Origin of the sequence: Streptomyces sp. UNOC14_S4 (assembly GCF_020740835.1) — a bacterium.
In the GTDB taxonomy this organism is placed as follows: Bacteria; Actinomycetota; Actinomycetes; order Streptomycetales; family Streptomycetaceae; genus Streptomyces.
The window spans coordinates 1-10,488 of the sequence record NZ_JAINFC010000257.1; the positions used below are offsets into that span (position 1 = coordinate 1).

9 protein-coding genes and 1 pseudogene are annotated in these 10,488 nt (G+C 72.4%); 1 reads left to right on the forward strand and 9 read right to left on the reverse strand.

Going from position 1 to position 10,488, the window contains the following annotated elements:
- Positions 1-126: 126 nt before the first annotated feature.
- The 6 genes from K6I34_RS22130 to argC all read right to left on the reverse strand — a co-directional run bounded on the left by K6I34_RS22130 (position 127) and on the right by argC (position 5,173).
- Entirely contained in the window at positions 127-669 is a 543-nt protein-coding gene (locus K6I34_RS22130; protein ID WP_121801919.1) for an arginine repressor, read from the reverse strand.
- Positions 670-734: 65 nt separating this feature from the next.
- Positions 735-1,922 (reverse strand): acetylornithine transaminase, encoded by a 1,188-nt coding sequence (locus K6I34_RS22135; RefSeq protein WP_229328071.1) that lies wholly within the window; start codon positions 1,920-1,922, stop codon positions 735-737.
- Positions 1,919-2,848 carry an acetylglutamate kinase gene (argB, locus tag K6I34_RS22140; RefSeq protein ID WP_229328072.1) on the reverse strand — a complete coding sequence of 310 codons (930 nt, stop codon included), beginning with the start codon at positions 2,846-2,848 and terminating at the stop codon, positions 1,919-1,921. Before argB ends, K6I34_RS22135 begins: the two co-directional genes overlap by 4 nt.
- The gene (gene argJ / locus K6I34_RS22145; protein WP_229328073.1) at positions 2,845-3,996 is read right to left on the reverse strand and encodes a bifunctional glutamate N-acetyltransferase/amino-acid acetyltransferase ArgJ; all 1,152 of its coding nucleotides are present in this window, start codon (positions 3,994-3,996) and stop codon (positions 2,845-2,847) included. The genes argB and argJ overlap by 4 nt, the downstream gene beginning before the upstream one ends.
- Positions 3,993-4,148, reverse strand: a complete 156-nt coding sequence (locus K6I34_RS22150) for a hypothetical protein (RefSeq protein WP_229328074.1) — start codon at positions 4,146-4,148, stop codon at positions 3,993-3,995. Before K6I34_RS22150 ends, argJ begins: the two co-directional genes overlap by 4 nt.
- Positions 4,145-5,173: an N-acetyl-gamma-glutamyl-phosphate reductase gene (gene argC, locus K6I34_RS22155; protein ID WP_229328075.1), complete on the reverse strand. Its 1,029-nt coding sequence runs from the start codon at positions 5,171-5,173 to the stop codon at positions 4,145-4,147. Before argC ends, K6I34_RS22150 begins: the two co-directional genes overlap by 4 nt.
- A 253-nt stretch (positions 5,174-5,426) precedes the next feature.
- On the opposite strand from argC, the gene K6I34_RS22160 reads away from it, so the two are divergent.
- Positions 5,427-7,646, forward strand: coding sequence for an NADP-dependent isocitrate dehydrogenase (locus tag K6I34_RS22160; RefSeq protein ID WP_229328076.1), 2,220 nt, complete (start codon positions 5,427-5,429; stop codon positions 7,644-7,646).
- 321 nt (positions 7,647-7,967) lie between these two features.
- Here K6I34_RS22160 and K6I34_RS22165 read toward each other — a convergent pair whose 3' ends face one another.
- The 3 genes and pseudogenes from K6I34_RS22165 to K6I34_RS22175 form a co-directional block, all read right to left on the reverse strand.
- A complete protein-coding gene (locus tag K6I34_RS22165; protein ID WP_229328077.1) occupies positions 7,968-8,636 on the reverse strand; it encodes a response regulator transcription factor in 669 nt (222 codons plus the stop codon).
- Positions 8,633-9,925 (reverse strand): sensor histidine kinase, encoded by a 1,293-nt coding sequence (locus K6I34_RS22170; protein WP_374230988.1) that lies wholly within the window; start codon positions 9,923-9,925, stop codon positions 8,633-8,635. Before K6I34_RS22170 ends, K6I34_RS22165 begins: the two co-directional genes overlap by 4 nt.
- Positions 9,926-9,954: 29 nt before the next feature.
- Positions 9,955-10,488: pseudogene (locus tag K6I34_RS22175) on the reverse strand (acyltransferase); the annotation flags it as partial.

Genomic DNA, 10,488 nt, shown 5'->3' on the forward strand with positions numbered 1-10,488 from the left:
CACCTGCACGCCACCGAAGTCCACCCCCTCACTCCGAGGTTCGGACCACCGGACGACAACCGCAGACGGCCACGCCGCGCCCGAAAAGCCTGGAAACCACAGGCACACACAGAGTTCTAGAGACGCTCAGCGTTCCTTCTGCGCCAGTCTCAGCAGATGGTCCGCCAGCTCCTGCCCGCCCTTCGGGTCGCGACTGATGAGCATCACCGTGTCGTCCCCCGCGATCGTGCCGATGATCTCGTGGACGCCCGCCTGGTCGATCGCCGAGGCGAAGAACTGCGCGGCGCCCGGCGGGGTGCGCAGGACCACGAGGTTGGCGGAGGCCTCCGCCGAGATCAGGAGTTCGCCGGCGAGGCGCGCCATGCGGGCCTCCGTGGCGGACTCGCCCAGCGGGGCCCGGGGCGTGCGGTCGCCGCCCTCCGACGGGACCGCGTAGATGAGCTCGCCCCCGGTGTTGCGGATCTTGACGGCACCCAGCTCGTCGAGGTCCCGGGAGAGGGTCGCCTGGGTGACGGAGAGCCCGTCGTCGGAGAGCAGCTTGGCGAGCTGGCTCTGCGACCGCACCGCCTGCCGCCCGAGGATGTCCACGATCCTGCGGTGGCGGGCGGTCCGGGTCTGCGGTACGGCCTGTCCGCCGTGCAACGGCTCCCGCTCCTGCGCCTCGGTCATCGCTCGTCAGTCTCCGCTTCGTCGTTCCATGGCCCCGTCGGCCGGCCGCACACGCGCCTCCGCCATCAGGCGACCGCGCTCCCGGCCGCCGTGTCCAGGACCCCGGGCAGGGCCCGGAGGAACGTCTCCACCTCATCTTCCGTGATGATCAGCGGTGGGGCCAGCCGCACCACGTCGGGCGCGACCGCGTTCACCAGGACACCGGCGTCCTGTGCTGCTTGCTGCACCTTCGGTGCAAGGGGTTCGGAAAGGACAATACCCAGCAGCAGGCCGGCCCCACGGACGTGGTCGACCAGTGGGTGCCCGAGAGCCGCGATCCCGTCACGGAGCACGTGCCCGGTGCGCTTGACGCTGTCGAGGGCGCCGTCGCCGTCCAGGGTGTCCAGCACCGCCAGGGCCGCGGCGCACGCGACCGGGTTGCCGCCGAAGGTCGAGCCGTGCTGACCGGGTGTCAGCAGGTCGGCGGCGGGCCCGAAGGCGAGGGTCGCGCCGATGGGCAGGCCGCCGCCGAGGCCCTTGGCGAGGGTGACCACGTCGGGTTCGACGCCCTGCGCCTGGTGCTCGAACCAGTGTCCGGTGCGGCCGATTCCTGTCTGGATCTCGTCCAGGACGAGGAGGGTGCCGGTGGCCCGGGTGATCTCCCGGGCCGCGGCGAGATAGCCCGGCGGCGGGACGACGACGCCGTTCTCGCCCTGGACCGGCTCCAGCACCACGAGCGCCGTGTCGGTGGTGACGGCCGCCCGCAGGGCCTCGGTGTCCCCGTACGGAACATGCGTCACATCGCCGGGCAGCGGCAGGAAGGGCTCCTGCTTGGCGGGTTGGCCGGTCAGCGCGAGGGCTCCCATGGTGCGGCCGTGGAAACCGCCCGTGGCGGCGACCATGTGCGTACGCCCCGTACGCCGTCCGATCTTGAAGGCGGCCTCGACGGCCTCGGCGCCGGAGTTGCCGAAGTAGACGCGGCCGGGGCGCCCGGCGAGCTTCAGGAGGCGTTCGGCGAGGGCGACGGTGGGCTCGGCGGTGAAGAGGTTGGAGACGTGCCCGAGCGTGCCGATCTGCTCGGTCACGGCCCGGACGACCGCGGGGTGCGCGTGCCCGAGCGCGTTGACGGCGATGCCGCCCACGAGGTCGAGGTAGGGCTTGCCGTCGGCGTCCCAGACCGTGCTGCCCGCGCCGCGGACGAGCGGGACGCGGGGCGTGCCGTAGTTGTCCATCAGGGCGCCCTGCCAGCGCCGGGTGAGCTCCGCGTTGGTCATGCCGCCCCTCCGTGGGTGACCGGGTCCGGCACGACCATGGTGCCGATGCCCTCGTCCGTGAAGATCTCCAGCAGGATCGAGTGCTGGACCCGGCCGTCTATCACTCTGGCGGTGGTGACGCCGTTGCGTACGGCGTGCAGACAGCCCTGCATCTTGGGGACCATGCCGCTCGCCAGCTCGGGCAGCAGGGCCTCCAGCTCACTCGCCGTCAGCCTGCTGATGACCTCGTCGCTGTGCGGCCAGTCCTCGTAGAGGCCCTCGACGTCGGTGAGGACCATCAGCGTCTCGGCGCCCAGCGCGGCGGCCAGGGCCGCGGCGGCGGTGTCCGCGTTGACGTTGTAGACGTGGCCGTCGTCGGCGCTGCGGGCGATGGAGGAGACGACCGGGATGCGGCCGTCGTCGAGCAGGGCCTGTACGGCGCCGGTGTCGACGTCGGTGATCTCGCCGACCCTGCCGAGGTCCACGCGTTCGCCGTCGATCCGCGCGTAGTGCTTGGTGGCGGTCATGGTGCGGGCGTCCTCGCCGGTCATGCCGACGGCGAGGGGGCCGTGCCGGTTGAGCAGCCCGACCAGCTCGCGCTGTACCTGGCCGGCGAGCACCATCCGTACGACGTCCATGGCCTCGGGCGTGGTGACCCGCAGCCCCGCGCGGAACTCCGACTCCAGACCCATGCGGTCGAGCTGGGCGCTGATCTGGGGGCCGCCGCCGTGCACGACGACGGGCTTGAGGCCCGCGTGCCGGAGGAAGACGACGTCCTGGGCGAAGGCGGACTTGAGCTCGTCGTCGACCATGGCGTTGCCGCCGAACTTGATGACGACGGTCTTGCCGTGGTGCCTGGTCAGCCACGGCAGCGCCTCGACGAGGGTGCGGGCCTTGGGCAGGGCGGTGTGCCGACGGGTGGTTCCGGCGGTCTCGGTCGTCGTCATGAGGAGTACGCGCTGTTCTCGTGGACGTAGTCGGCGGTGAGGTCGTTGGTCCAGATGACCGCGGTCTCGTCGCCCGCGGACAGGTCGGCGGTGATGCGGATCTCGCGGTACCGCATGTCGACGAGGTCGCGGTCCTCGCCGACCGAGCCGTTGCGGCAGACCCAGACGTCGTTGATGGCGACGTTCAGCTTGTCGGGGTCGAAGGCGGCGTCGGTGGTGCCGATGGCGGAGAGCACCCGGCCCCAGTTGGGGTCCTCACCGTGGAGGGCGCACTTGAGGAGGTTGTTGCGGGCGATGGTGCGGCCGACCTCGACGGCGTCGCTCTCGGTGGCGGCGCCGATCACCTCGATCCGGATGTCCTTGGAGGCGCCCTCGGCGTCGCCGACGAGCTGGCGGGCGAGGTCGGCGCAGACGGCGCGCACGGCCTCGGCGAAGTCCTCGGGGGCGGGGGTGACACCGGAGGCACCGGAGGCGAGCAGCAGCACGGTGTCGTTGGTGGACATGCAGCCGTCGGAGTCGACGCGGTCGAAGGTGGTGCGGGTGGCGCCGCGCAGGGCCGCGTCGAGGGCGGCCGCGTCGACGTCGGCGTCGGTGGTGAGGACGGCGAGCATGGTGGCGAGGCCGGGGGCGAGCATGCCCGCGCCCTTGGCCATGCCGCCGACGGTCCATCCCGCGCCCTGGGCGACGGCGGTCTTGTGGACGGTGTCGGTGGTCTTGATGGCGATGGCGGCCTTCTCGCCGCCGTGCGCGGAGAGCTCGGCGGCGGCCTTGTCGATGCCGGGCAGGAGCCTGTCCATGGGCAGCCGGACGCCGATGAGGCCGGTGGAGGCGATCGCGACCTCGGCGGCGTCGACACCCAGGGTCGCGGCGGCCTTCTCGGCGGTGGCGTGGGTGTCCTGGAAGCCCTCGGGGCCGGTGCAGGCGTTGGCGCCGCCGGAGTTGAGGACGACGGCCGCGACCTGCCCGCCCCCCAGGACCTGCTCGGACCACAGGACGGGGGCGGCCTTGACGCGGTTGGCGGTGAAGACTCCCGCGGCGGCGAGCCGGGGGCCGGTGTTGACGACGAGGGCGAGGTCGGCGCCGCCGCTCTCCTTGATCCCGGCGGCGACACCCGCCGCCGTGAATCCCTTTGCTGCGGTCACGCTCACGCTGTCTTCTCCTTCTCCGCCCCGTTGCGCGGGCGACTGCTGCTGACGTTGTCGTGGTCGGCGGTTCCGGGCGCGCGGTCGCAGGGCGCCGCCCTGGTGAGGAGGGCGGCCAGGGCACGGCGGACGTACGCGGCCGTTCCCCAGCCGCTCATGGCGCGACCCCGGTGGTGGTCAGTCCCCGGGTCTCGGGGAGCCCGAGGGCGATGTTCATGCTCTGTACGGCGCCGCCCGCGGTGCCCTTGGTGAGGTTGTCGATGGCGGCGATCGCGATGACGCGGCGCGCGGCGGGGTCGTACGCGACCTGGATCAGCGCGGCGTTCGAGCCCTGGACGGCGGCGGTGGAGGGCCACTGCCCCTCGGGCAGGAGGTGGACGAAGGGCTCGTCGCGGAACGCCTTCTCGTAGGCGGCGCGCAGGCCGCCGTCCGTGACGCCGGGCCGGGCCTTGGCACTGCACGTGGCGAGGATGCCGCGGGGCATGGGGGCCAGGGTCGGGGTGAAGGAGACGGTGACGGGTTCGCCCGCGGCGGCGGAGAGGTTCTGCGCCATCTCGGGGGTGTGCCGGTGGCCGCCGCCGACGCCGTACGGGCTCATGGCGCCCATGACCTCGCTGCCCAGCAGGTGCGGCTTGGGCGCCTTGCCCGCGCCGGAGGTGCCGGACGCGGCGACGACGACGGCCTCGGGCTCGGCGAGCCCGGCGGCGTAGGCGGGGAAGAGGGCGAGCGAGACGGCCGTCGGATAGCAGCCGGGGACGGCTATCCGCTTGCTGCCGCGCAGCGCCTCCCGGGCGCCGGGCAGCTCGGGCAGGCCGTACGGCCAGGTCCCGGCGTGCGGGGAGCCGTAGAACCGCTCCCACTCCCCCGCGTCCTTCAGCCGGAAGTCGGCGCCGCAGTCGACGATCAGCGTCCCGTCCCCGAGCTGCTCGGCGACGGCGGCGGACTGCCCGTGGGGCAGCGCGAGGAAAACGGCGTCGTGCCCGGCGAGCGTCTCGGCGCGGGTCTCCTCCAGCACACGGTCGGCGAGCGGTATGAGATGCGGCTGCGCCGCGCCGAGCCGCTGCCCGGCGTTGGAGTGCGCGGTGACCGCCCCGATCTCCACGTCGGGGTGGGCCAGCAGCAGGCGCAGCACTTCGCCGCCTGCGTAACCACTCGCGCCTGCCACTGCCACACGGATCGCCATCGGGGCCCCTCCTGGTCTCGATGGCATGACTATACGAAGTGATGAACTTTTATGCAATGGCGCTGCGCTTGCTTTGCCGTGATCTTTGGGGCGCCTTGGCGTCTGCCAGCGTCCGATGTCCGGCGAGTGCAAGTTGTGTGTGGCTGGTCGCGCAGTTCCCCGCGCCCCTATGGGGCGGACCGCTGTCGATTGGGTGCGCAGCACGAGATATCTTGATGTCGAGCAATGTTGCAGAAGTGGAGCGGAGCACCCGGTGACTGACTCGACCATCATCTACACCCACACTGACGAGGCCCCCGCCCTCGCGACGCACTCGTTCCTGCCCGTGGTCCAGGCGTACGCCTCGACGGCCGGGGTCCGTGTGGAGACCCGTGACATCTCCCTGGCGGGGCGCATCATCGCCCACTTCCCGGAGCGCCTGGAGGAGGGGCAGCGCATCGCCGACGCGCTCGCCGAGCTGGGCGAGCTGGCCAGGACGCCGGGCGCCAACATCATCAAGCTGCCCAACGTCTCCGCCTCGATCCCGCAGCTGAAGGCGGCCATCGCCGAGCTCCAGCAGCAGGGCTACGCGCTGCCGGACTACCCGGACGACCCGAAGACCGACGAGGAGCGCGACGTCCGCGCCCGTTACGACAAGATCAAGGGCAGCGCCGTCAACCCGGTCCTGCGCGAGGGCAACTCCGACCGCCGCGCCCCCGCGTCGGTCAAGAACTACGCCAAGACGCACCCGCACCGCATGGGCGCCTGGTCGGCCGACTCCAGGACGAACGTCGCCACCATGAGCGAGGACGACTTCCGCTCCACCGAGAAGTCGACGGTCATCGCCGAGGACGGCACCCTGCGCATCGAGCACGTCGCCCAGGACGGCACCACCACCGTCCTGCGCGAGTCCGTGCCGGTCCTCGCGGGCGAGGTCGTGGACGCGTCCGTCATGCGCGTCGCCGCGCTGCGCGAGTTCCTCGCGGCGCAGGTCGCCCGCGCCAAGGCGGAGGGCGTGCTGCTCTCCGTGCACCTGAAGGCCACGATGATGAAGGTCTCCGACCCGATCATCTTCGGCCACGCGGTGCGCGCCTTCTTCCCGAAGACCTTCGCGCAGTACGGCGAGAAGCTCGCCGCCGCCGGTCTCTCCCCGAACGACGGCCTCGGCACCATCCTGAACGGCCTGGCCGCCCTGCCCGAGGGCGACGAGATCAAGGCGTCCTTCGAGGCCGAGCTCGCCGAGGGCCCGGACCTGGCCATGGTCGACTCCGACCGCGGCATCACCAACCTGCACGTGCCGTCCGACGTCATCGTCGACGCCTCGATGCCCGCCATGATCCGTACCTCGGGTCACATGTGGGACAAGGACGGCCAGGAGGCCGACACCCTCGCCGTCCTGCCGGACAGCTCCTACGCGGGCGTCTACCAGGCCGTCATCGAGGACTGCCGCGCCAACGGCGCCTTCGACCCGCGGACCATGGGCTCCGTCCCGAACGTCGGCCTGATGGCACAGAAGGCCGAGGAGTACGGCTCCCACGACAAGACCTTCGAGATCGCCGCGGCCGGTACCGTCCGCCTCGTCGACGCCCAGGGCACCGTCGTCCTGGAGCAGGAGGTCGCCGAGGGCGACATCTTCCGCGCCTGCCAGGCCAAGGACGCCCCGATCAAGGACTGGGTGAAGCTCGCCGTCACCCGCGCCCGCGCCACCGGCGACCCGGCCGTCTTCTGGCTCGACGAGACCCGCGCCCACGACGCGCAGCTCATCAAGAAGGTCGAGGCGTACCTGCCGGAGTTCGACACCGAGGGCCTGGACATCCGCATCCTCGCCCCGGAGGAGGCCACCAAGCTCTCCGTCGAGCGCATCCGCAAGGGCCTCGACACCATCTCCGTCACCGGCAACGTGCTGCGTGACTACCTGACCGACCTGTTCCCGATCCTGGAGCTCGGCACGAGCGCCAAGATGCTGTCGGTCGTCCCGCTGATGAACGGCGGCGGCCTCTTCGAGACGGGCGCCGGCGGCTCGGCCCCGAAGCACGTCCAGCAGCTGGTCAAGGAGAACTACCTGCGCTGGGACAGCCTCGGCGAGTTCTTCGCCCTGGCCGCCAGCTTCGAGCACCTCGCGCAGACCACGGGCAACGCCCGCGCCCAGGTCCTCGCGGACACCCTCGACCGCGCGACGGCGACCTTCCTCAACGAGGACAAGTCGCCGACCCGCCGCGTCGGCGGCATCGACAACCGCGGCAGCCACTTCTACCTGGCCATGTACTGGGCCCAGGAGCTGGCGAAGCAGACCGACGACGCCGAGCTGGCGAAGGCGTTCGGTCCGCTGGCGAAGGCGCTGACGGAGCAGGAGTCGACGATCGTCGACGAGCTGGTCGCGGTTCAGGGTCGGCCCGCGGACATCGGCGGCTACTACCAGCCGGATGTCGTCAAGGCCGCGGCCGTCATGCGGCCCAGCGCCACGTTCAACGCGGCGCTGGAGCTTCTCGCCTGAGTGGCGTGAGGTGACACCGGGGCTCCGCCCCGGGCCCCGGCCACGGCCCCGGTCGACCTTTGCGTCGGCCGGGGCCGTTCCTTTGCGCTGCCCGCCCACGAGCTCGGTGCACCATGTCGTTCGGCGGCTGCGGGCAGTGGGGGCTTGTCGCGCAGTTCCCCGCGCCCCTGATACCGGGGCTTCGCCCCGGATCACGGTCGGCGGGGGGGGCGCGCCCCTTTAGGGGCGCGGGGAACTGCGCGATCAGCCACGACGCGACCTGCGGCCGCGCGTCATGCGCAAGAGGCACCCCGGTAGGCGCACCGGGGCACAGTCGAGGCGTCAGTACGCCGACGGGCGGACGATGCCCGACTCGTAGGCGAAGACCGTGGCCTGTGTGCGGTCGCGGAGGCCGAGTTTGACCAGGATTCGGCTCACGTGGGTCTTCACGGTCTGTTCCGCCACCACCAACCGGTGCGCGATCTCCGCGTTCGAGAGGCCCTGGGCCACCAGGGACAGCACCTCCGTCTCGCGTTCCGTCAGGCCCTGGACGCGTTCGCGCAAGGGGGGCCGGGGGCCGGACATCCGGGAGAACTCGGTGATCAGGCGCTTGGTGATGTTCGGGGCGAGGAGCGCGTCACCGGCCGCCACCACCCGTACGGCCTGGGCGAGTTCCGCCGCCGAGGCGTCCTTGAGCAGGAAGCCCGACGCGCCCGCGCGCAGCGCCTCGTAGACGTACTCGTCGAGGTCGAAGGTGGTCAGGACGAGCACCTTCACGGAGGATCCGGCCGATTCGGCGATGCGGCGGGTGGCCTCGATGCCGCCCAGGCCCGGCATGCGGATGTCCATCAGGACGACGTCGGGCGCGAGTCCGTCGACCTTGGCGACCGCGTCGAGGCCGTCCACGGCCTGGCCGACGACCTCGATGCCGGGTTCGGCGTCGAGCAGAACCGTAAATCCCTGACGGACCATCACCTGGTCGTCGGCTATCAGCACGCGGATGGGAGTCATCGGATGTCCTCGGCGGGGTCGGCGGCGGCTGGGTTCGTGGGAAGTATGGCGGTCACCTCGTAGCCCCCGTCGGGTGTGGCCCCCGCGGCCAGTTCGCCGCCGAGCATCGCGGCGCGTTCGCCCATGCCGAGCAGGCCGTGGCCGACGCCCGGCGAGGGCGGGGCGGCCCGTTCCGGCCGGGTGTTGACGACGCGGACGGTGAGGCTGTCGGGGCGGTACGCGAGCTCGACCCGTACCTCCGCCCCGGGCGCGTGCCGCATCGCGTTGCTGAGTGCCTCCTGCACGATGCGGAACGCCGACAGCTCGACACCCGGCGCCAGCGGGCGCCGCTCCCCCGCGGTGGCGGTGGTGACCCGGAGCCCGGCGCCGCGGACGTTGCCGACCAGTTCGCCGAGCCGGTCGAGGGTGGGCTGCGGGGCGTGCCGTACACCGTCGGCCGCCGCGTCCTCGGAGCGCAGCACGCCGAGGACACGGCGCAGTTCGGTGAGGGCCTCGACGGCGTTCTGCCGGATGCCCGCGAGGTTCTCCCTGAGCGCGTCGGAGGGGTTCTCGGCCAGGTGCGGGGCGACCTGCGCCTGGATGGAGATGACGGACATGTGGTGGGCGACGACGTCGTGCAGCTCGCGGGCGATGCGGTTGCGCTCCTCCAGGAGGGTGCGCCGGGCCCGTTCCTCGGCGGTGAGCTCCTCCTGTACGACGAGCTGGGTACGGGCGGCGTGCAGCCCGCGCAGCGCGACACCGACCACCGTGACCACCGCGAGGAGCGCGAGGGCGAAGAGGGTGCCGCTGCGCACCGGCCCGTGCGGCAGGCCGCACAGCAGCCCCAGCACCGCGCTGACCAGCAGCGCCGTGCCCGCCGTCCGCGGGCGGCAGCGCAGTGCCACGAGGAACAGCGCGGCGGCCTGGAGGGTGAGCCCGGGGCCGGTCCAGGGGAACATCCGGGCGCCGTGGAGGGGGGCGGGGATCCACGCGGTCGCCACCATGACGAGCGTCGTGGCCCACCAGGCGGGAACGGGGCGGTAGAACGCGAGGACGAGCGCCGCCGACTGGACGCCCGCGTAGGGAAGGGCCAGGCCGGCGACGACCTCGTAGGAGTTCACGAGGACGTTCGTGCTCCCGATGAACATGGCCGCCGCGAACAGCGTCACGGGCAGGAGGACCGCGGGCCGCCAGACCACCCAGCCCGACGGCGGCTGTCGGTCCGGCCCTTCCCGGTCCGAGGGCGGGGCACTCAGTGTCCACAGGTCCTCACGCAGGCCCCTCAGGACACCCACGAGCCGCTTTGTCATGCTCCCCCTCATTGCAAGATCCACTCTACTCAGCGGTGTCCCCGCGCCCCGCAAGGGGCGCGGGGAACTGCGCGACCAGCCCCCACCGGACCCGCAGCCGCGCGCGGAGCGCAAGAGGCACCCCGATAGGCGCGGGGCCCGGGGGCGAAGCCCCCGGACAGGGCGCCAGGACGGCGCCCCCGTTCGTACGCGCGGAACGCGCGCACGCACACGAGCAGCACCGCGGCGAACACCGGGAGCCAGGCCAGGCGGGCGAGCACCCAGCCGGGGCCGTCGGGTGCGGTGTGCAGGCCGGGGAGGTCGCCGCCCAGCAGCAGGCCGGCGGCGGTGACGGTCATCATCGCGGTCTGGTGCCAGAGGAAGACCGTCATCGCGGAGAGGTTGACCAGGGCCACCGCTGCCCAGGCGGCGGGCCGGGCGAGCACGCGCCGCAGGGGGCCCGTGAGCAGCAGGGCCGCGCCGCACTGGGCGAGGCCGAAGGTGACGGCGGCCAGGGTGGGCGGGTTGAGGTTGGATATCGCGGCGCCGGGCACGCCGACCATGGAAGCGGGGTAACCGGCCCA